The sequence below is a fragment of the Vibrio sp. 10N.247.310.23 genome, from assembly GCF_041467155.1.
In the GTDB taxonomy this organism is placed as follows: Bacteria; Pseudomonadota; Gammaproteobacteria; order Enterobacterales; family Vibrionaceae; genus Vibrio; species Vibrio crassostreae_C.
In genome coordinates, this window is sequence record NZ_JBFSTZ010000031.1 from 47,051 (window position 1) to 67,751 (window position 20,701).

Here is a 20,701-nt window from a genome sequence, read left to right on the forward strand (position 1 = left end):
AGCTAGCGAACAGAAACTAGATAACAGAAATGTTTCTGATCTTAGCTAGATTTGCGTATTAAACCGCGATTTCACCGCCGTCTTCACGACGAATCACAACCGTAGATGCTCTTGGACGAACATTGCCTTGAGTTTGTGCTGTTGCATCTTCAGACGATGGCCAGTTTGCAGGGTGTTGAATGTTCACAAACAGTGATTTGAAATCTGGGCTGATGGTAAAGCCAGTCACTTCACAACCGTTTGGACCCACAAAGAAGCGTTTAAGCTGTGCTTGGTTGTTTGCATCAATCACCGCACTGTTGCCGTTGTCATCCGTTAACTGAGATGGAACCACTGCCAGCATTTGGTCATTGGTGTAGCCAGTGACTTCGTCTGCGCCGTTATCTGTCTGAATCCACAAGATGCCACGAGCATCAAACGCTAAGCCGTCAGGGCTCGCGAATTGGTTCATGTCTGTTAGACCAGAGCGGTTAATAGACTTGTCTTCCACTGCTGGTGAACCAAATACGAAGATATCCCAATCGAACTCGCCTGCCGTTTTGCCTTCATCCCAACGGATAACATGACCGAACTTGTTGTCTACGCGAGGGTTCGCAGAGTTCGCTTCTTTACGCTTGTTGTTATTAGTCAGCGTTAGGTAAGCCGTACCCGTCATTGGGTCAACAGAGCACCATTCAGGGCGATCCATTGGCGTTGCACCAACAAGGTCGGCAGCGCCTGCTGTATTGATGATAAGCGCTGCTTGAGAGTCAAATGAATCACCTAGCTTACCGCCGTTTGTAGTCTTGCTGCCCAACGTTAGTGGTAGCCAAGTACCTGAACCATCATCGTTGAACTTAGCCACATACAGCGTGCCTTTATCCATGTACTTGTCACCCGCACTTAGGCGATTACTCGGTTCTGCGTCACGCGGGTCCCATTTCTCTTCAGAAACAAATTTGTATAGGTATTCAAAGCGAGAATCGTGACCAGAGTAGAATACGATTGGCTCGCCTTCGGTCAACTTACCAAACGTACAGCCTTCGTGACGGAAACAACCCAGTGCAGAACGTTTCTTAGCGCGAGAGTTTGCTGTGTATGGGTCTATTTCAACAATGTAGCCGTGACCGTGTGCTTCGTTACGGTAATCGTCCATTGCTGACTCACCTGTTGGTGTTACGTCAAAGCGAGCAAATTCGTCTAGGCGTTCTTGTTTGTTACCTGAAAGCGTGTCCCAACCGTAACGTGTTTTGTCAGTAGCGATACCAATACGTTCTTGCGCTGGTGTTGTCTCGCCTTTGTTAACGAAATAACCCGGCCAGTTTTCTTCACACGTTAGGTAAGTGCCCCATGGTGTGTAGCCATTACCACAGTTGTTCAACGTGCCACGAGCTTGGCTGCCGTCTTGTGAGAACTTGGTTTTGGTAAATTCACTGTGAGCAACAGGACCAGACAGATCCATTACGGTCGCGCCTGTGTAGCGGCGGTTAAGTGGATCGTTATCGACCATCACCCATTGGTTGCCTTCAAGTTTTACACGAACCACACTCACGCCGTGTGCGTTGATCTCTTTACGTACTTCATCAAGGCTAGGGCGGTTGCCTTCATCGTATGTAGGACCATTAGCGTGCAGTGCTTTTTGGTCGATGTATTCGTGATTAATCACCAACAAACCGTCGTTGCTGTTGCCATTAAGCGGGAAGAAGTGCATGCCGTCGTGGTGCATGCCCAGTGAGTTTGCTTGATCTTGTGCGTTGTTGGTTCCATCTTTTAACCAAGCATTGCCTTGCTTGTTAAGTGGAGTACCCCAAGGAACCAATACTTGTGCTGTATAGCCTTTTGGCACAACGACACTGTCTGTCAGTGAGCCTTTAACCGATTCGAATGCAAGTGTAGCAGTGCTTTTTTGCGGTGCGCTAGATGATGCTGTCGCCGCGTGCGCTGTGCTGTGGCCTGCTAAACCAAAAGCACCAAACGCCGTCATTGCACTGATGCCTAAACCGCCTTTGAGAACATTTCTTCTTGAAAGGTTCGCATCTAAAACTTCTTCGAAGGGTTTGTTTTTGCTCTTATTAAAACGAGTGCTATCAAATGTTTCCTTGCTCATCTTTACTGCTTCCTATTGGCTGATTTTATTATTCGTTATTCATGACTTACCCACCTACTAACTAATTGGTTAATAAGTTGGGTCAATGTGTGACTAATCGTGAAGCAGTTAAGTGACAGATTTTTATAGATTTGATTAAGGTTTTGTTTCTGTAGCACGATTTTTGCCATTAACACCCTTGTGTAATACAAAACTCTTGGGGATTGATGTGGAACTGTGTATAAATTCTTTATCAAACGAAAAGAGAGGCAGTTATGAAATTAGATAAAATCGAAAACAAAAATCGTCGCCTACGCAAAAAGCTATACCTAGGTGAATTCGCTATTCTAGGTTTTGAAGTAAGCTGCACGACTTCGATTGCTGATTTTGACCAATACGATGTGTTCATCGATGAATTTATCGATTTCATCGACAGCATCGGTCTGTGCTTTGGTGGCGGCGGCCTTGAGCTGTTTGAAGGTTTCTTATGCTCAATTGAGCGCTACCGTTCAGTAACAGAAGCAGAACAACTGCAAGTTGCTCAATGGCTTGAAGCTCGTGCTGAAGTAAGCAAAGTGGAAGTTAGCGAACTGATTGACGCAAACTACGCGTTCTAATTTGATGTTGTGTTGTTAGCTCGATTGAAAGGCCAAATACGGCTTAGGAAAGAGTAACAACAGTACGCTAGAATAAAGGCCGAATCGTTAAATCGATTCGGCCTTTTTGCGTTTTATTCGTTCCATTTCTATTCTTTATCTTCTTTTCTATCCCTTCTGACGTAAATGATAAATTGATATTTTTCGATTAAATATTAGTACTTTATCGCTATTTTTATTTGCAGTAATAAGTTTGGATAAACTTGTGAGAGTTTTATGAGAATTCAATGAAGTTGCTGATAGATTTGATCGTTATTCTTAGAGTCAACAACACCACAGTTCGTTCTGGCAAAGGTAACGGTATATCGCTGTTATTCGTTTTGTTGGCAACGATAGGACTCGATAAAGGATGGAATCAAAATGAATAAACGTACTCAAATCAGCTTAGTGATCAGCTCGGCTATGTTGGCCTTCGGAGCGGCTCAAGTTCAGGCTGCTGAGCTTGAAGTCACTGTCACTAATGCAACGAAAGGGATCTACTTTACGCCTATCTTAGCGGCGGCTCATGACTCAAGCTTGTTCATGTTTAGAACGGGTGAAACGGCTTCTTCGGAACTAGAGTCCATGGCCGAAGGTGGCGATATTTCAGGTTTATCTGGTGTCATTGCCAACGCGGGAGGCGTGGTGGTTGAGAACCCAGCGGCCGGCATCCTCAATCCAGGCGTCGCAACTACGTTTGATATCAGTACTGGTGATTTAGAGTACCTATCATTGGGTGCAATGTTGCTGCCGACAAACGACGGCTTTGTTGGTCTAGATAGCTGGAAGATCCCAACTCAAGCGGGCACCTACAAAGCGACTCTAAATGGTTATGACGCAGGCACAGAAGCCAATGATGAGCTGGCGGGCAGTATGCCGAACCCTCCATTCATTACCTTTGGCGCTGGTGGCACCGGTGTAGAAACGGCAGTATCAAACGCTAAGGTTCATATTCATCCAGGTAACATTGGTGATGGTGATGCGGCGGGCGGCATCAGTGACCTCGATAGCAGTAGCCATCGATGGTTAAACCCTGTTGCAACTATCACCATTGTTGTGAAGTAAGGGGGATGTATGAAAGCTAGAATTCTATTTATCGCTGCATCAGTAGCTGTGTTAGCGGGTTGTCCGGACGATGACGACGATTACTATCGCTATGATGTGAGTGTTACTAACCTCACCCCCAATCAACCAATGTCACCACTCGCGGTGTTGACTCACAATACGAATTTTGATCTGTTTGAAGTTGGGCAAAGTGCCTCTGTCGATCTGGAATACTTGGCGGAAGGGGGTAGTAATGCACAATTGCTTGCGCTCAGTGACAGTGACGCCAATGTTTATCAAGGCACCTCAGGCAATGGACTGATTCTTTCAGGTGAGCAAGACACGGTGTCGATTCGTGTCGACCCAAATCAAGAAGGATATATCTCAGTTGCTTCCATGTTGGTGAACACCAATGATGCGTTTGTCGGCGAATCCGGATTATCGCTCAAGTCATTAGCGGTGGGTGATACCTTTACCATGAACATGAATGTTTGGGATTCGGGAACTGAGCTGAACGATGAGCTTGCTGCAACCATTCCGGGACCAGCAGGCGGTGGTGAAGGTTTTAATACCACACGAGACGACACCGATATAGTGAGTTTTCACTCTGGCGTAATCAGCCAAGATGATGGCCTTACGACCTCTACTTTAAGTGCAAATCATCGTTTCCTTAACCCCGGTGCAAGAATCACCATTACTCGAACTCAGTAACAGGTTGAAAGCACGATGAAAGAATTCCTGCTCTGTTCCGGTCAATTGAAAGGTGGGCGGACTCAGAATAGAGCAGGGATCATGAATAGTGCTGCGGTAAATTTGATGGCAAACATATTGTTGGTTGAAGACGATGATGACTTGGCTGAACTGGTGCAGATGCATCTTAAGTTCCAAGGGCATAACGTAATCAGAGCTAATGTGATTGAAAAGGCTCAGGCGCTCTATAAAGAGGGTCATTTCGATTTGATCGTACTGGATCGTGGCTTACCAGACGGTGACGGACTCGATTTCTGTCGAATGTTGCGTCAGCAAGAGGATTGGACGCCAGTACTCATGCTAACCGCAAGAGACGCTGAGTTAGATAAGGTGTCAGGCTTAGAAGCCGGTGTTGATGACTACATAACGAAACCTTTCAGCGTTCTCGAGTTTCAAGCAAGAGTGAGGAACGTGCTTCGCCGTTTAAGCCATGTCGAATCAGCGACTCAAGAGGTTGTGACAGCAGAATCGATTATGAATTTTGGTGTGCTCACTATTCAACCTGAACGCCATCAGGTGTCACTCAATAACCAAGACGTACCGCTGACAGCTACCGAGTTTACCTTACTTCATTTCTTAGCAACCCGCCCGGGGCGTGTGTATAGCAAAGACGAGCTGCTCGATCATGTTTGGAATACTCATCACTCTGGCTATCACCATACCGTGTGTAGCACAGTCAACCGTCTAAGAACCAAGCTTGCGATGCCGAATAGTGATGATGATTTCATTAAAACCGTTTGGGGTGTTGGTTATAAGTTTGAGTCGAAAGCTTAGGCCTATGTGTCGCGTCCGAAGTTTACTAAAAGGCCAGTAAGACCTAAGAGCCATCGAGGAGAGAACATGAGTTTCAAATCGCGTTTAGTGTTGTTCACCAGTTTGTGGTTTCTGCTCGTGAGTGTGGTGATTGCTTATACCTATAATTGGCAAAAAGAGACCATAGAACAAAGAACTAAGCAGAGCTTACACAAAGAGCTCGCGGTTCATATGCGCGATGATAACCCTCTGATGATAGGGACTGACTACAACCCCAAAGCCCTTAAATCCATATTTCATACCTTGATGTTGATTGGTCCCGATTTCGACATTTATTTTCTCGACAGCCAAGGAAACATCACGACGCACGCTGCGCCAGAAGGCACTGTGTTAGCCAACCAGATAGACTTAGCACCCATTCAACAGTTTTTAAACGACGAGCCTTATCCCATTCTGGGGGAAGATCCGATAAATCCGGGGGCTCGCAAGGTATTTTCCGTGGCAGCGATTGAAGAGCTAGGTTCGACCGTTGGCTATCTGTATGTGTTGATTGGCAGTAATCGCCATACCGTGATTGCTAATTCGCAAGTCGACACACCTTATATGGCGCTAGCAGGACTTATGCTGATCTCTATCTTAGGTTTTGCGATTGGGGCTTACCTGCTCGTGAAGCGCAGCCTCTTAAACCCTATCGAAGAAGTTACAAACAAGCTGCAACAACAAGCAGAGCAAGATTTTCGATTGGACCCGAACTTCATTCATCAAGTACCAGAATTGGTGCCGATTGCACGCTCGTATCAGTTGATGGCGAAGCACATTCAACAGCAATTTTTGCAACTTGAATATCAGTCGTCACACCGCAGACAAAGCTTATTACAGCTCAGTCATGATTTGAAAACGCCATTGTCGAGTGTATTGGGGTATCTAGAAACGTGGAGGATTCAAAACCCACATTCGGATCCACTCATAGATGTGGCATATCGCAATGGCAACAAGTTATCTGAACAGCTCCATTCGCTGTTAGATAGCGCCAAGAAAGATAACCCGGTACCCACATATCAATACGCTTCAATCGATTTCAATGGGCTGATGAGCGAATGCTTAGAAACGATACAAAGCAAATATCGCCATAAAAATGTTGAGTTGAACATTAATATGCCTATTGGAATCAAGGCTGTGGGTGACAGTGATCTGCTTGAGAGGTTGATTTTGAATCTGTTAGATAATGCATTGAGGCATAGCCCAAGTGGCACTGTGGTGTCGTTAGATGTTGGTTTTGAAGCGGATTCCAAACGGGTGAAGGTGGTGATTCATAATGAGGTTGAACTGGAAGCGCCGAATGGTTCTTTGGGAATAGGAACCAAGATCGCGCAGTCGATACTGATGTTACATCACAGCGTGCTAGAAACAACAAAGGCAGAGAACTCCTTTCAGCAAAGCTTTTATTTGCCTTCGGTATAGCTCTGTCTGCCTTCGTTTAGCTCGATGTATACTTACGTAGAACTAACGTTAAGCGTCTTTTCTGTCTTCGTTGCCTTCGTTGCCTTCGTTCACTTTCGCGTAGAAGTGAAGTAGCTCAGTTAATTCTTTAACCCAGCCAAACGCATCTTTAGGTGCGTTGTTTAAGATCTTTTCTACTTTCTCACAGTGCACTTCGATTGCGATTGCTTCTTCAAGGTTGAAAGAAATTGAGTAGAAGTGCCAAAGCAGTAGGCGAGTCATTCGCTCGATGTTCTGTTGCGAGTTATCCGACTCTGAGAAGGCTAGGTTTACTTCACCAAGCGCGATAGCTGTCATTCGAAGCATTGCGTCAAATTTCGCTGATTGCATGCGTTCTTCGCTGGTGACTTCTTCTTGCTCGAACGTAAACAATTCCGTCATTGCATCTTCAGGTACAAGGCGATGAATCATTCTTAAACTAAATTCTTCTAGTTCATGGCGAGGCATGGTGATTAAGCAATTTAAGGTGTAGTCGCGTTGCATGGTGTTCTCTTGGATCTGCAAAAAGGTCGGACAGTTTAATGGAGAAGCGAGTTTAGAAAAAGCAGATTTTAGATAAGCCTGCGTTGGCAGGCTTATCTGTGTACTACAAGCCCTAAAATCGATGCTTAGGGGAACTGTATTTAGGTTTGAACGCAGTATCAGGCTTTGCTATGGCTTGGCGGTTGGTACTGCATCGACTGGTCGTTTCTCATGAATATGTTGCTCGCGACCAAACTGCCGATGCAAATAGAACCAAGGGCGAGCCAAGTCATCGCATCAGGAATCTCGTTGAATAGTGGGATCGCCAACAAGGTCGCCACTGCGGGTGTTGCACTGCCAAAAGCGGCAGAGCGTTCAGCCCCTAAGGTATTAACCGCATAAAGGTAAGTGAACGCAGCGATTAAACCCGCCCCAACGCCTTGCACTGTTGAATGAACGGCAAGCTCCGTGAAGGGCCAATTAGCGATTGGTGTGTCCATTAGGTGGCTTGGGAGGGTTCCAGTCAGGATTAGGACGAGTAAAAGCAAAGTAGAACAGAGAGAAATAAAACCGGCACTGACTAACGCATTAAGATTAGCGACACGGGCTGAGATGGTGAACATCGCCCACATTAAGCTTCCGCATAAAAACAACAAATGACCTTTGGTGTATTCGAAGTTGAAGCTGCTTAAGCTACTCCCTAAAAACAACAGTATGCCGAGCAAAACCAAACCTAAACCAACAACACGATGTCGGCTGAGTGGCTGCTTAAAAAAGAGTACCGCAATTCCTGTAACGAACAGAGGAAGCGTGCCCGGAACAAGAGCACTGCCATGAGATACCGGAACAAACTGCATGGCCGTTCCGGCAACAAGCAGATAAGGTAATCCGCTACCTACGAACATACCCGTTAGATACCGTTTAGGGACGACGGCAATTGCGCTGCGTGCTTTCCACATCAAAGGCAATAACACCAAAGCCGGTATGAGAAATCTTGTGAGAGCGATATCGGCAGGTGTTAAATCTGAATTTGCGCCGCCTTTAAGAGAAAGAAAAAAGCTCGCCCAAATGAGTAGGGTGACAGTAATAGATAAGTAGCCAAGATTCATAATATAGAAGGAGAGTGGGTGATGACTCATTATGGAACAGTTGGTGTGCCACAGGTTGGCAAGTTTTGGCTAAACTTGAACTATCGTTGATGATTTCTGCTAATATTCACCAAATAATTAACGGATTTAACTAATGTTTGGCATTTACTATGGATAGAATTGATAGGCATCTTCTCGAACTGCTACAAAAAGATGGCAGGTTAACCACGGCTGAACTTGCTGATGAAGTGGGTTTATCACCTTCGCCTTGTGCAAGACGAGTCAAAAGGCTAGAAGAAAAGGGCATTATTGACGGTTATCGTGTGAGCTTGTCACGAGAACAAGTCGGCATCGCAATGAGTGTGTTTGTTGAGGTGAGCCTAAACAACCACCAAGAAGTGTCGATAGATAAGTTTGAGGCGGCTGTTGTAGAGATGGAAGAGGTGATCAGTTGCCACGTTGTATCTGGGGCTTATGACTATTTGCTAGAAGTGGTTAGCCCGAACTTGATGGCCTACGAGGCATTTACAAGAAAACTTCAAAGGCTCTCTAACGTGAAAGATATTCATACCCACCTTGCGATAAGACAAGTAAAAGGCAATGCACCACTGCCAATTTATACCGATTAAGCCAAACTCTGAGCAGTAACACGAAGGCAGAATGAGCTGAAAACGAAATGGTTTACTCCTGAAGTAGAAGCGCGGTCAATATCAAAAATCATCCATTAAGTGTCAGGCTTCAGGCAATAAAAAACGGAGCACCTCGTGAAAGGTACTCCGTATATGATAGGTGCAAAACTTAGTGATACTTAAAGTTAGAGATTGAACAATCCCCAGTTTGTGCATTAATTCTGAATGAAAAAGCATGTGAATGATAATCCACGCCGTCATTCCAAATTGTCTCTCCAAATATCTTACATAGCTCTAGCTCACTTACTGAACCGAACTCTTCCATGTGTTTAGCTACAGATAAAAGTTTACCTCTTATCTCTGCAGTCCATTCCGTGTTACTCAAGCAGTTGAAAGCCATAGTCTTTTGCATATTACCTAGCCAAAATGTTTCTTGTTATTAAGTTATATGAAGATTCATGATAACAATTTTCTGGCGTTTGTAAATCTATTTTGTGATGAATATCTCACATACTCGCTTGCATTGGTCGGAAATTGAACTTCATTGTTGATAGATAGCACATTACTTTTACAACCTATTGATAAAGCTTTGATTAACGAGTTCTTAGAATATTATGAATGGGATTGAGCATATTTATCGAAAAAGTCCAGTCGAACGAGTGAGAGAATCTAATGGTGATTTCAGTTTGATGCATCGTTTGCTGGTTGGTTTATGTGGCGCGCTTCATCAATCATCGTCGCTTCTCTGCGGTATTTTGAAGACAGCTGACGGAATTTTTCACTGAGTGTATGGAGATCTCGGGAGAGTGATTGTGAGCTTTGTACGTGCACCTTTGCGCTTTCTGCCTGGCGCGGGAGTCTTGCTTTGGTGCAGTGTTTGGCGACGGCTTGCCATGAATACGCTAGAGAGTCAGCGCCTTCAAGTTCACTAGACACAACATACGCCTGTTGTAGCAAAACCTCGGAGACGTCATACGCGGTATTCATATGACTATTGAGCTGCACATTAAACCTTTCTTCATACTTTGCCCAAAGCTCAATGATCTGCTTTTCATTAAAGTGTTTAGATAACAATGTCTGTGACTCATAGGTTGAAAGAACTTGGTTGAACTCTTTGGTGTACTGATTATAGCGACCTTCAAAAGAGAGCTGACGATCCAACAGTGTTTGCCAGTTTTCACGGTCACAATGATTCGCTAGAGCGACCTTGGCACTCAAAGTTACGCTTACAATGATAATCTTCCCCCAAAAACTCATGACTTTCCTCTACTTACCGTGCGCTCTATTGAGAGTATAGATGAGCAGCAGCATGAGTTGATGTACACTTGAGACATACCTATAACGGAAGAGCTGGTGGATTTGATGAAAAAAGCGCTGATCGCTTTACTTGTGTTGTTGTTGATGTTGGGCGGAGGGGGAGGAGCGGCATACTACTTCTTGGTCATGAATAAAGCACCAATCCCACAAGAGAAAACGGAAGAGCCGGCGTTAGAAGCTACCGAGCAATCTGAATCTGACCTTGTACCTACCATGGATCTTCAGCCTGAACCCGAGCAGACGGAATTTTACGTTTTGGAGAGAAAGCTTGAAGTGGTCGAGCAACCTGAAATTGATGGCTTGATAACAGATTACCTCTATAAAGGAGAAAAGGTGGAGGTACTCGAGAAACAAGGCGAATGGGCACGTATCTCAGACTATATAGTCCTTAAAGAAGGCGGCCCACAGACGGCGGAATGGGTCTCTATGTCAGGCTTATCGAATGATGAAGTCATTATTTCGGAAAAAGAAAGCAAAGAGATATTGGATTCCTATTTGGTTAAGTCTGATGACCTCAAGCTCCATCAAGAAAAATTCCGTAATTCGGTGGCTAAACTGATCTCTGAGGGGGAGTGTGCCCCAAGTGATTTTGAAGAATTAGGCGGATGGGTGAAATCTGTTAAGTACAGCAATCGAGATGTCTATTTTATTTATTGCGGCGGACTGTCTCTTGAAAATAAAATTTATTTAGATGTAAATACAAACGAAATATTTACGAAGTAAAAATCGCCCCATTTTAAGTGTTGGACGTATTAATATTCTTTAGGGTTACCGTTCATAAGTAAAATTTTTGAAATCTTACTTTATCGCAGAGTGGGCTTCTTTATTGGCACCTCATTATATTTAATCCGATATAAGCAGTATCTGGCTATTCCGTTTAAACAATGGGTCTACAGTTTTTATGGTATGAGAGTATTGTTGTCGGGATTCCGTAAAGCAGGTGCTGCCGATTTTTGATAAGGAAGATGTCGATAAAGAGAACGTCGATCCAGAAGCTTCGGAAAACCAAGCTTAACGTTTTGCCTCTTACTTAACAGTAGGAATACCTTAACAGTCGAAATACGAAGCACCAGACAATAAAAAAGCCACTGAAATCAGTGGCTTTTTCGTATCAACTCATATCAGAATTATCTGGTAGAAGTTGATGGAATCTCGATTGTTAATCGATTTCTTTGTCTTTACCCATAGATAAAATCCAAAGAGATACGGCTGCAACACCTGCAAAGCCACCAAGAATGATAACTGGCATAGCGCTGTAACCTAGGATGTGCCAAATTACGCTTTCTAAAGTACTCATTCAATCGCTCCTTATTGCCAGCCTTCAACGCCGTGCATGTCTGGTAGTTTGTGTGCAATACCTTTGTGACAGTCTACACACGTTTTTTCACCAGAAGCTAGCGCAGTCGAGTGTTGTTTCGCACTACGGGGGCTCTGCTCTGAGAAGTCCATGTAATCGAACTGGTGACAGTTACGACACTCAAGTGAATCGTTCTTCTTCAATCGAGCCCATTCGCGTTCCGCTAGGTGAGCACGACGTGCTTTGAACTTTTCTTCAGTATTGATGGTTTTCGCAATAAAGTGTGCGTATAGCTCTTTAGATGCTTGAACCTTACGAACAATTTTATCTGTCCATTCATGAGGAACGTGACAGTCTGAACAGATAGCACGAACACCAGAACGGTTAGAGTAGTGAATTGTCTCTTGGATTTCAGCAACGATAGGTGCGTGACAGCCAGAACAGAATTCTTCCGTGTTGGTTGCCTCCATACCCGTGTTGAATGCACCCCAGAACAAAAGACCACCCGAGAAACCCAAGAACAAAACAACGCCTACGGCTGCTTTGCTTGGTGTCGCAAGTCTTTTCCAAAACGCTTTAAGTAATTTTATCATATATAGCCTCTCTTACAGTCCGGCTACGATTAACGCAGTGAATCTACAGGTTTGAACTCGTTCTCAACTAGTGGCTTAGCATTAGCTTGAGGTACGTGACACTGTAGACAGAAGTAACGACGAGGTGATACGTCTGCAAGTACCGCATCTTCACGGTTCATGTAGTGAGTTACACTCACTTTAGTAGCACCCATTTCTTTTGCGTTTTTCCAGCTGTGGCAAGAAAGACACTTGTTAGCGTTAAGAGAAACTTCATAGCTACGAATAGTATGAGGCACTAGAGGTGGTTGGTATACGTAGTCACTCTCAAGTACTTGGTCACGAGGGAACTTTTTGAAGTCATCTGCTGCGCGAGTTGCTTCAAGTTCACTTGCACCACGTAGAGATTCTACGCCACCAATGCCGCCTGGGTTATCCAGTTCAGCTTGAACTGCACCAGCTAGCAAAAGACCAGCTGATAGTAGGGCAGTAATCAGTTTTTTCATGGTTAATTTCTCCGCCTAAAGGCTAATTCTTTGAGTGGACTACTTCTTTCAAAAAGTAACGAAAAAAGCAGTCGCAATATTAAAAACGTCAGATCTACGAGCTAAGTGGTAAGAACATATTGTCCTTAAGCGACCTTAGTGATCTTAACTGGACACTTCTTGTAATCCGTCTGTTTAGACAGAGGATCCGTTGCATCCAAGATCAACTTGTTGATCAGAATTCTTGCATCAAAGAATGGTACGAATACCAAGCCTTGTGGTGGACGGTTACGACCACGAGTTTCAACACGAACGCGTACTTCACCACGTTTGTTTTCGATAAGAACTTCATCACCACGGCGAAGACCACGAGCTTTAGCATCAGCAGGGTGGATGTAACAAAGTGCATCCGGTACTGCTTTGTAAAGTTCTGGTACACGACGAGTCATAGTACCTGTGTGCCAGTGCTCAAGAACACGACCTGTACATAGCCACATATCGTATTCATCGTTTGGTACTTCAGGTGGCGCTTCGTATGGTGCATTGATGATCAGTGCTTTACCATCTGGTTTGCCGTAGAAGTCCCAATCAGAACCTTTCTTAGCATATGGATCTGAACCTTCTTTAAAGCGCCATAGTGTCTCTTTACCGTCAACAACAGGCCAACGTAGACCACGAACTTGGTGGTAGCGATCGTATGGTGCTAAATCGTGACCGTGGCCGCGACCAAAGGCTGCGTATTCTTCGAATAGACCTTTTTGAACGTAGAAACCTTGAGCTTGTGCATCGTCGTTAAGCTCTTGAGCTTCAGACAGTGGGAATGCATCAACGTTGCCGTTTTTGTAAAGCACGTCGTACATGGTTTTGCCACGGTACTCAGGCATTTTCGCAACCAGTTCTTCACCCCAAACTTCTTCAATAGTGAAGCGCTTAGAGAATTCCATGATTTGCCATAGGTCAGACTTAGCTTCACCTACAGTTTTCACTTGTTGGTACCATGCTTGTGTACGACGCTCTGCGTTACCGTAAGCGCCTTCTTTCTCAATCCACATTGCTGTTGGAAGGATGAGGTCAGCCGCTTGAGCTGTTGCCGTTGGGTACGGGTCAGAACATACAATGAAGTTATCTGGGTTACGGTAACCTGGCAGACGTTCAGTGTTGATGTTTGGACCCGCTTGCATGTTGTTGTTACACATTACCCAGTAAGCGTTGATTTTACCGTCTTTCAACATACGGTCTTGAAGAACAGCGTGAGCGCCGGGTACCGGTGGAATGGTGCCTTCTGGAAGTTTCCAGATATCTTCTGCAATTTTACGGTGTTTAGGGTTAGCAACCACCATATCGGCAGGTAAACGGTGAGCGAATGTACCAACTTCACGCGCTGTACCACACGCTGACGGTTGGCCAGTTAGTGAGAATGGGCTGTTACCTGGAGTAGAAATCTTACCTGTAAGAAGGTGGATGTTGTATACAAGGCTGTTCATCCATACGCCACGAGTATGTTGGTTCATACCCATAGTCCAAAGTGACATTACTTTGATGTTTGGATCGGCATATTGCTTAGCCAGCTTGATAAGGTCTTCTTGAGATACACCTGACATTTCAGACGCTTTCTCAACTGTGTATTCAGCAACAGACGCTTTGTAGTCTTCGAAAGAGATAGCAGTCATTTCGCCTGAGTTAGGGTTTGCGGCTGCTTTCTGTAGTGGATCATCGTCACGCAGACCGTAACCGATGTCTGTCGTTGCTTGCTTGAAGTTCGTGTGCTTGTTCACGAAGTCCCAGTTAACGGCATCGTTTTGAATGATGTAGTTAGCAATGAAGTTAGCAATTGCTAGATCTGATTGAGGTTCGAAGATGTAACCCGTGTCTGCAAGCTCGAAAGAACGGTGGTAGTAAGTAGACAGTACGTTTACTTTAACGTGTGGGTGGCTTAGACGACGGTCTGTAATACGAGTCCATAGTACTGGGTGCATTTCTGCCATGTTTGAACCCCACAGTACGAATGCGTCTGCGTGTTCAAAGTCATCGTAACAACCCATTGGCTCATCAATACCGAAAGTGCGCATGAAGCCTACTACAGCAGAAGCCATACAGTGACGAGCGTTTGGATCTATGTTGTTTGAACGGAAACCCGCTTTCATCATCTTAACGGCTGCGTAGCCTTCCATTACTGTCCATTGGCCTGAACCGAACATACCAACACCTGTTGGACCGTTCTTCTTCAGTGAAGCTTTCCATTTCTCAGCCATCACGTCGAACGCTTTGTCCCAAGATACGGGTGCGAAATCACCATCTTTATGGAACTCACCATCTTTCATACGAAGAAGAGGTTGTTCTAGACGGTCTTTGCCGTACATGATTTTTGAAAGGAAGTAGCCTTTGATACAGTTAAGGCCTTTGTTTACAGGAGCTTCTGGATCGCCTTGAGTCGCAACCACTTTACCGTTTTGAGTACCTACTAGTACTGAACAGCCCGTACCACAAAAACGACAAGGCGCTTTATCCCACGTGATTTTTGTTTGATCAGAGCTAGCAATCAGGTTGGTTGCTGTTGCCGGTAGAGTTACACCTGCAACGGCTGCCGCTGATGCAGCTGCGTTTGCTTTCACAAACGCACGTCTTGTCATTTTCATACTTCACCCTCAAGTTGAGAATTGTTGCTTCCAGTTTCTAAATCCGTTTCGTCCAGTCCAGTCTCGATTTGGTGATAAACCAAAGCTGTCCCTAAAACGTTCGTAATATTATTAATTTCTTCGATGGTGTCCGTTACAAAACCTTGGTTCTCGGTTTCTAGGACCACGATGATTTTGCCTTCAGGGCTGCTGCCGTAAATCTCTGCATTATCGAATTGCTCGATTTGTGCTTTGATCTCGTCTAGATGCTCTGGGCTCACATGCACGACTAAACTTGATATATGCACTTCATTTAGTGCCATAAATTGCTCTCGTTATTTTTGTTTTATGCATTACTCACAAGAATAGCCGAAGTAGGGCAAATTGCTACGCAGGCCCCACAACCGCTACACTCATCTAACTCGATTTTTGGTAGAGCAACACTGCCTGCTCTAAGTTCAAATTGAATGGCCATAGGTTCACACATGTCACCACAGCTTCGGCATTCAACATTTTGTTGCGCTAAACACTTATCAGAGATTTGTGCTTTTGCTTGCCAAGGCTCTCCTTGCTTTGGCTTAAAAATGGGTTCGGGACAAACATCTGCACATTGATAGCAGAACGTACACTCATCAATAGAGAAATCTACAGTGGGAAAACCACCATCGCCTACAATGATTATCTTAGTCTCACAACTCTCGATGCATTTACCGCAGCGAGTACAGTCATCTGTAAAGCTTTCTAGGCTGTCAATCCAAGGCAAACGAATCTGGCTTGAGTCAACTTTTCGTCTAGAAAAAAGACGGCGTTTTGATAGATCTACCACTAGATACCTATAGATGTTACTAAGATGTTGTAATTGTAGGTCATTATTCTATTAATATCTTGTAATGAGTCCTCACAAGTAGTGTAGTTTTAGAAACAATTGTATAAATACCCCCTAAGGGCTAATTGGGGGCATATATTGTCTTAGATCAATAAATTACGGAGCGAGTGATCACATATTGAATGGAGCTATGATTTTTGATGTGTGACAATACGATATCGCTGGCAAGTCATTTATCAATAGGAAGGCACTTTTGCTTATAAAACCGGTTTCATCTGTAACAAGTACGATAGCAAAATCTTTGCTCTCTATACTGCTGTTGTCGGTTGCTACGACTGGCTTTGCCATCTTTACTTTGGCTTCAAGTTTGAATGATGCGGAAGCGGTTAACGTGGCCGGTTCAATGCGAATGCAAAGCTACCGTTTAGCCCATGATATTCAAATAGAATCTGTCGATTATGAATCTCATATTCGTGAATTCGAAAGTTCTCTTTACTCGCCATCCATGACTAATTTGGTCAGTTGGAATGTTCCGACAGACATCACAGAAGATTACTATTTAATTATCGGCCGTTGGCATGAGCTAAAACAGGTCTTGAATAGCGAAGAGCGCGATCACTATCTCGTGTTGGTTGAAAACTTCGTGGCTGAAATCGATGGCTTCGTTTATAAGCTGCAAGAGTTCTCTGAAGACAAGTTAATAAAGTTAGCGTGGGCTGGTGGTATCGGCCTTGGTGGGATTCTGGTCATATCTCTTTTTGTTGTTCACTTTGTACGTAAACAGGTTGTTAAACCGCTACATGCTCTTGTCGGTGCGAGCCAAAGAATCAAAAACAGCGACTTCGAGGTAGAACTCAAGGTGACCAGTAACAACGAAATGGGCATTTTGACCAAAACCTTCAACTCGATGGCCAAAGATTTAGGCGTGCTTTATCGAAACCTTGAAGATGTGGTGGATGCAAAGACGATTGAGCTGCAAAATGCGAACCAGTCGCTGCAGGCACTTTATAACTCGTCACAAGAGCTCACGGTGACGCGTATTGCTCCTGAAAACTTCCGAGCTATCTTGCAGCATCTCGTGAGCTTGGAAGGGATTGGATCACTGAGGCTCGAGATTGTCGATAACTCAGGCCGTTCATTGATTATGGATGAAGGTTACGATTCGAATTTAGACTACGAAAAGTTTGAGATGAAACTCGACGATAACGAACTTATTCTCGGCTATTTATACTGTTCATATCACCACGGGCACTCAACTAAAGCTCTGATCGAAAGCTTCATTCAACTGCTATCGAGAGCGATCTACTACAATCGTGCTCAAAAGAAAGCTGAACAGCTTATTATCATGGAAGAGCGTGCCACGATTGCACGTGAACTCCACGATTCATTGGCTCAATCACTGTCGTACTTGAAAATTCAAGTTACACTATTAAAGCGTGTGATTGGCAAACTGCCAGAGCAACAGCACCGAGAGCAATCTGAACAAATCGCGTCTGAGATCGGAAACGGCTTAGCCGACGCTTATACCCAGTTAAGAGAGCTACTCACCACATTTAGGTTGACCATTAAAGAGGGCAACTTTGGAGACGCCTTAAGTACCATGCTTGAGGCGCTCAGCGAGAGAACCGATGCGAAGATTAACCTCACTAATAATCTCTCATCGATCGAGCTTGATGCGCATAGTCAGGTTCACTTGCTTCAATTGATTCGTGAAGCAACAATAAATGCAATAAAACACGCCAATGCCGACTTGATAGATGTATGCTGTATCGATGAGGACGGTGAAGTATTAGTCGTGATAAAAGATAATGGAGATGGCTTTGACTCAAGTAGTTCCAAGGTGAACCACTACGGGATGAGCATTATGCAGGAGCGTGCGGCAAGACTGAATGGCGACTTGACGATTGAAGCGGCGCAAGGTGAAGGCTGTACAGTCATATTGAAATATAAAAGTTTGAAGGAAGTTAAAGTTGACGATTTGTAAAGTAATGCTGGTTGATGATCATCCATTGATGCGCAGAGGTATAAGCCAATTACTGAGCTTTGAAGACGAATTCGAAGTGATTGCAGAAGCAAGTAACGGCACTGAAGCGGTTGCTCTTGCTCATGAAGAAGAACCTGATTTGATCCTTTTGGATCTCAATATGAAGGGCATGTCTGGTTTAGATACCTTGAAAGCACTTCGCACTGACGGTTCTAGCGCAAACATTGTTATTCTAACGGTTTCTGATAGCCCTGCAGACATTGAAGCGATTGTAAAAGCAGGCGCTGATGGCTACTTGTTGAAAGACACTGAACCCGATGAGTTAATTGAACTGCTTAAGCAAGCACACAGCGGTGACAAGGCTTACAGCAGTGTGGTTGCTCGTTACCTAAATGATGCTGGAAGCCGCAATGATATCTTCGAACAACTGACTGAACGCGAAATGCAGATCCTTCAAGAAGTCGCGAAAGGTTACCGCAATAAGCAGATCGCTGATCACCTGTTCATTTCTGAATCGACAGTTAAGGTACATATGAAGAGTCTACTGAAAAAGCTGCAAGTGCCTTCCCGTACCGCTGCCACGGTTCTGTATCTAGAACGCTATGGTGAAATGAAGTAGGGCTTGGTCCTTTGAGATAACACTATTTCAAGCCTGACTGTTTATACATGTCTCGATAGTTTTGACGATGTGAGAAAGTGACATTAAAAAAGGCGCTGAACTTACTAAGTTCAGCGCCTTTTTATTAGGGCATTTTATATCCAAATAATCATGTCTGTTTTACTGACAATTAAGCTGCCATTGGTACTAGAACAAGCGTACCGAAGATCACCGTGATAAGACCACAGATTACTGGTACTGAAGTACGTTTAACGACTTCAAACGGGCTGATTTTACCCATGCCAGAAGTCGCTACAATTACACCCGAAACAGGAGAAATTGTACGGCCTAAGTTAGACGCTTGAAGCATTGGGATGATTAGGAACGCAGGGTTCAAGCCCATTTTCGCAGCAAGTGACGGAGCCAGTTCTACGAATGCATAGAATGGCGCGTTACCAGAACCTGTCGCGATAGCAGCAGCAACTGTTAGACCAGTCAGGATAAGCATTAATGCGATACCGCCAGCGCCAGCTGATTCAGCAAGGCCGATTAGGTTATCAATTGCACCGATAGACATTAGGCCCTGAGCAAATACACCCGCCGCAACCAACAGCATTACTACGCCTTTAAATGCTTCGGCCATACCTTGGTAGCAAGAATCTAGGTCTTCTAGTGTTTTTTCGCCGTCAAACTTCTTCACAACGTAATCGATAACAGCGCCCACGAAAATTGAACCTACTACGATGGTGTAGATATCAAGTGAAAGGCCCGGAATGGTACGACCGTTGAATAGAAATACTCCAAAAATAGGTAAGAATGGAAGAGCAGCATAAAAAGCCGGCGCATTCGTTTCAATTTCTGAAACGTCTACTTTTTCCATTGGCGTGTTTTCTTTCTTATCTAGGTATTTGTTCCAGAAGAAAGCCGCACCCGCCATCACGATGATCGCACAGATAGAAACAGGCAGTACCGTTTGAACAGCAAACACATCAAGAGACATACCTGATTTTTCTGCTGCGATAACCACATCACCCGACGTTGGTGAAAGAATGATTGCTGCAGGTGATGCACAAACCGCCACCGCTGCTGGACGAGAAATACCCATTGCCGTCATCATTGGGAATAGGGTCGCCATCAATAGCACGCCAAGGCCTGTTGCAGAACTTACTGCTAGAGACATTAGACACGCTACGATGTAAGCCGCAACAAGAAGTACGTATGGAGATTTGATAGCAGCAAGCGGTTTAGAGAATTGTTTTACTACCACATTGTTTGCGCCGATATGCGTCATGTAAGAAGCAAAGCCACAAAGAAGCATGATTTGCATGCCTAGGCCGCCTCCACGGTACTGAAGCATGTACTTAACGAATTCTAGTGAGTCGGTAACCATGTTACCTGTTGAAGCGACCTTAGCGGGTAAGACTGTGTGACCTATAAGGCCAGTAATAAGAAGTAGGGCAAGGCCAGCTGTCAGTAATACACCTGCCGCTTTATAGCCTTTCACAATAAAGTAACCAACAGCGATAGTAATCACTAATCCGATCAAGAGCTCTAACATAGAAATCTCCACAAAGTTTAAAAAAATATAAGAAAGTGTTTCAGAATATGACAATGAATGTACAGAAAACTGCACTGTGGCACGAGGCATAGTTGAGGTTGATATGATCTAAGACAAACATTTTCTTTGATGTTAATTGTGGTTGTAAATCATGAACAACTACTGTTGTTTAGATGTTAATAAACAAATTATCTATCTCAATAGAATATAACTTGGATCACCTTTATAGTGAGGAGTTGTATACAAAGGTGTGGATTTATAAATCTATGACTTTTGGAGCCTAACGTGCAGAACTAAAAAGAAGTGTGTATTTTTACATGATATCGGATTAATTTATGAACTGATGCCTACTGGGAATGGAAAGTTAAGTAGGCTTCAGCGAGAGTTGAATTGATGTGGAAATGCATAGCTCCTAACGTATTGGCTTAAGTACAGCTACTGACCGAAATAGTTGATAGTTAAACGATTGGCGTTGTTAATGATATGGACACTTCCACCCACCGTCTAAACTTATAGTCGGTAA

General features: G+C 44.2%; 22 protein-coding genes. 10 read left to right on the forward strand and 12 right to left on the reverse strand.

Annotated features, from left to right (window positions below; all coding sequences use genetic code 11):
- Positions 1-58: 58 nt before the first annotated feature.
- Positions 59-2,086 (reverse strand): PhoX family phosphatase, encoded by a 2,028-nt coding sequence (locus AB6D93_RS20225; protein WP_017067452.1) that lies wholly within the window; start codon positions 2,084-2,086, stop codon positions 59-61.
- Between the two features lie 254 nt (positions 2,087-2,340).
- On the opposite strand from AB6D93_RS20225, the gene AB6D93_RS20230 reads away from it, so the two are divergent.
- The 6 genes from AB6D93_RS20230 to AB6D93_RS20255 all read left to right on the forward strand — a co-directional run bounded on the left by AB6D93_RS20230 (position 2,341) and on the right by AB6D93_RS20255 (position 6,708).
- Positions 2,341-2,682, forward strand: a complete 342-nt coding sequence (locus AB6D93_RS20230) for a YggL family protein (RefSeq protein WP_102333496.1) — start codon at positions 2,341-2,343, stop codon at positions 2,680-2,682.
- 266 nt (positions 2,683-2,948) lie between these two features.
- Positions 2,949-3,089, forward strand: a complete 141-nt coding sequence (locus AB6D93_RS20235; RefSeq protein WP_017067451.1) for a hypothetical protein — start codon at positions 2,949-2,951, stop codon at positions 3,087-3,089.
- On the forward strand, positions 3,082-3,765 hold the full coding sequence (locus AB6D93_RS20240; RefSeq protein ID WP_065583911.1) for a spondin domain-containing protein: 684 nt from the start codon (positions 3,082-3,084) through the stop codon (positions 3,763-3,765). The genes AB6D93_RS20235 and AB6D93_RS20240 overlap by 8 nt, the downstream gene beginning before the upstream one ends.
- Before the next feature lie 9 nt (positions 3,766-3,774).
- On the forward strand, positions 3,775-4,455 hold the full coding sequence (locus AB6D93_RS20245; protein WP_102333497.1) for a spondin domain-containing protein: 681 nt from the start codon (positions 3,775-3,777) through the stop codon (positions 4,453-4,455).
- 81 nt (positions 4,456-4,536) lie between these two features.
- Entirely contained in the window at positions 4,537-5,268 is a 732-nt protein-coding gene (locus AB6D93_RS20250) for a response regulator transcription factor (protein WP_017067448.1), read from the forward strand.
- 66 nt (positions 5,269-5,334) lie between these two features.
- Positions 5,335-6,708 (forward strand): HAMP domain-containing sensor histidine kinase, encoded by a 1,374-nt coding sequence (locus AB6D93_RS20255; RefSeq protein ID WP_102333498.1) that lies wholly within the window; start codon positions 5,335-5,337, stop codon positions 6,706-6,708.
- A 48-nt stretch (positions 6,709-6,756) separates the two neighbouring features.
- On the opposite strand, the gene AB6D93_RS20260 is transcribed toward AB6D93_RS20255, so the two are convergent.
- Both AB6D93_RS20260 and AB6D93_RS20265 read right to left on the reverse strand, forming a co-directional pair.
- On the reverse strand, positions 6,757-7,230 hold the full coding sequence (locus AB6D93_RS20260; protein WP_102333499.1) for an exoribonuclease R: 474 nt from the start codon (positions 7,228-7,230) through the stop codon (positions 6,757-6,759).
- A gap of 158 nt (positions 7,231-7,388) precedes the next feature.
- Positions 7,389-8,318: a DMT family transporter gene (locus tag AB6D93_RS20265; RefSeq protein WP_017064490.1), complete on the reverse strand. Its 930-nt coding sequence runs from the start codon at positions 8,316-8,318 to the stop codon at positions 7,389-7,391.
- 149 nt (positions 8,319-8,467) lie between these two features.
- On the opposite strand from AB6D93_RS20265, the gene AB6D93_RS20270 reads away from it, so the two are divergent.
- Complete coding sequence (locus tag AB6D93_RS20270) at positions 8,468-8,926, forward strand: Lrp/AsnC family transcriptional regulator (protein WP_017062622.1); 459 nt, start codon at positions 8,468-8,470, stop codon at positions 8,924-8,926.
- Positions 8,927-9,095: 169 nt separating this feature from the next.
- Here the strand turns inward: AB6D93_RS20270 and AB6D93_RS20275 are convergent, their stop codons facing one another.
- Together AB6D93_RS20275 and AB6D93_RS20280 are read right to left on the reverse strand one after the other, a co-directional pair.
- Entirely contained in the window at positions 9,096-9,338 is a 243-nt protein-coding gene (locus tag AB6D93_RS20275; RefSeq protein ID WP_017062621.1) for a hypothetical protein, read from the reverse strand.
- A 269-nt stretch (positions 9,339-9,607) separates the two neighbouring features.
- Positions 9,608-10,183 (reverse strand): hypothetical protein, encoded by a 576-nt coding sequence (locus AB6D93_RS20280; protein ID WP_102333500.1) that lies wholly within the window; start codon positions 10,181-10,183, stop codon positions 9,608-9,610.
- A 96-nt stretch (positions 10,184-10,279) separates the two neighbouring features.
- Between AB6D93_RS20280 and AB6D93_RS20285 the strand changes: the two genes are divergently transcribed.
- Positions 10,280-10,966, forward strand: a complete 687-nt coding sequence (locus tag AB6D93_RS20285) for an SH3 domain-containing protein (protein ID WP_102333501.1) — start codon at positions 10,280-10,282, stop codon at positions 10,964-10,966.
- Between the two features lie 436 nt (positions 10,967-11,402).
- On the opposite strand, the gene AB6D93_RS20290 is transcribed toward AB6D93_RS20285, so the two are convergent.
- The 6 genes from AB6D93_RS20290 to napF form a co-directional block, all read right to left on the reverse strand.
- On the reverse strand, positions 11,403-11,540 hold the full coding sequence (locus tag AB6D93_RS20290; protein WP_010430103.1) for a TIGR02808 family protein: 138 nt from the start codon (positions 11,538-11,540) through the stop codon (positions 11,403-11,405).
- An 11-nt stretch (positions 11,541-11,551) separates the two neighbouring features.
- Positions 11,552-12,133 carry a NapC/NirT family cytochrome c gene (locus AB6D93_RS20295; RefSeq protein ID WP_009845456.1) on the reverse strand — a complete coding sequence of 194 codons (582 nt, stop codon included), beginning with the start codon at positions 12,131-12,133 and terminating at the stop codon, positions 11,552-11,554.
- A gap of 29 nt (positions 12,134-12,162) precedes the next feature.
- Positions 12,163-12,618, reverse strand: coding sequence for a nitrate reductase cytochrome c-type subunit (locus AB6D93_RS20300; protein ID WP_102333502.1), 456 nt, complete (start codon positions 12,616-12,618; stop codon positions 12,163-12,165).
- Positions 12,619-12,743: 125 nt separating this feature from the next.
- Positions 12,744-15,233: a periplasmic nitrate reductase subunit alpha gene (gene napA / locus AB6D93_RS20305; RefSeq protein ID WP_102320774.1), complete on the reverse strand. Its 2,490-nt coding sequence runs from the start codon at positions 15,231-15,233 to the stop codon at positions 12,744-12,746.
- The gene (locus AB6D93_RS20310) at positions 15,230-15,535 is read right to left on the reverse strand and encodes a chaperone NapD (protein ID WP_019824440.1); all 306 of its coding nucleotides are present in this window, start codon (positions 15,533-15,535) and stop codon (positions 15,230-15,232) included. Before AB6D93_RS20310 ends, napA begins: the two co-directional genes overlap by 4 nt.
- Before the next feature lie 23 nt (positions 15,536-15,558).
- A complete protein-coding gene (gene napF / locus AB6D93_RS20315) occupies positions 15,559-16,038 on the reverse strand; it encodes a ferredoxin-type protein NapF (RefSeq protein WP_017062611.1) in 480 nt (159 codons plus the stop codon).
- A gap of 253 nt (positions 16,039-16,291) precedes the next feature.
- Between napF and narQ the strand changes: the two genes are divergently transcribed.
- Both narQ and AB6D93_RS20325 read left to right on the forward strand, forming a co-directional pair.
- Positions 16,292-18,022 (forward strand): nitrate/nitrite two-component system sensor histidine kinase NarQ, encoded by a 1,731-nt coding sequence (narQ, locus tag AB6D93_RS20320; protein WP_017062610.1) that lies wholly within the window; start codon positions 16,292-16,294, stop codon positions 18,020-18,022.
- Positions 18,009-18,641: a response regulator gene (locus AB6D93_RS20325; RefSeq protein WP_017062609.1), complete on the forward strand. Its 633-nt coding sequence runs from the start codon at positions 18,009-18,011 to the stop codon at positions 18,639-18,641. The genes narQ and AB6D93_RS20325 overlap by 14 nt, the downstream gene beginning before the upstream one ends.
- Before the next feature lie 169 nt (positions 18,642-18,810).
- Here AB6D93_RS20325 and dcuC read toward each other — a convergent pair whose 3' ends face one another.
- Positions 18,811-20,178 (reverse strand): anaerobic C4-dicarboxylate transporter DcuC, encoded by a 1,368-nt coding sequence (dcuC, locus tag AB6D93_RS20330; RefSeq protein ID WP_016788598.1) that lies wholly within the window; start codon positions 20,176-20,178, stop codon positions 18,811-18,813.
- Between the last annotated feature and the right edge of the window lie 523 nt (positions 20,179-20,701).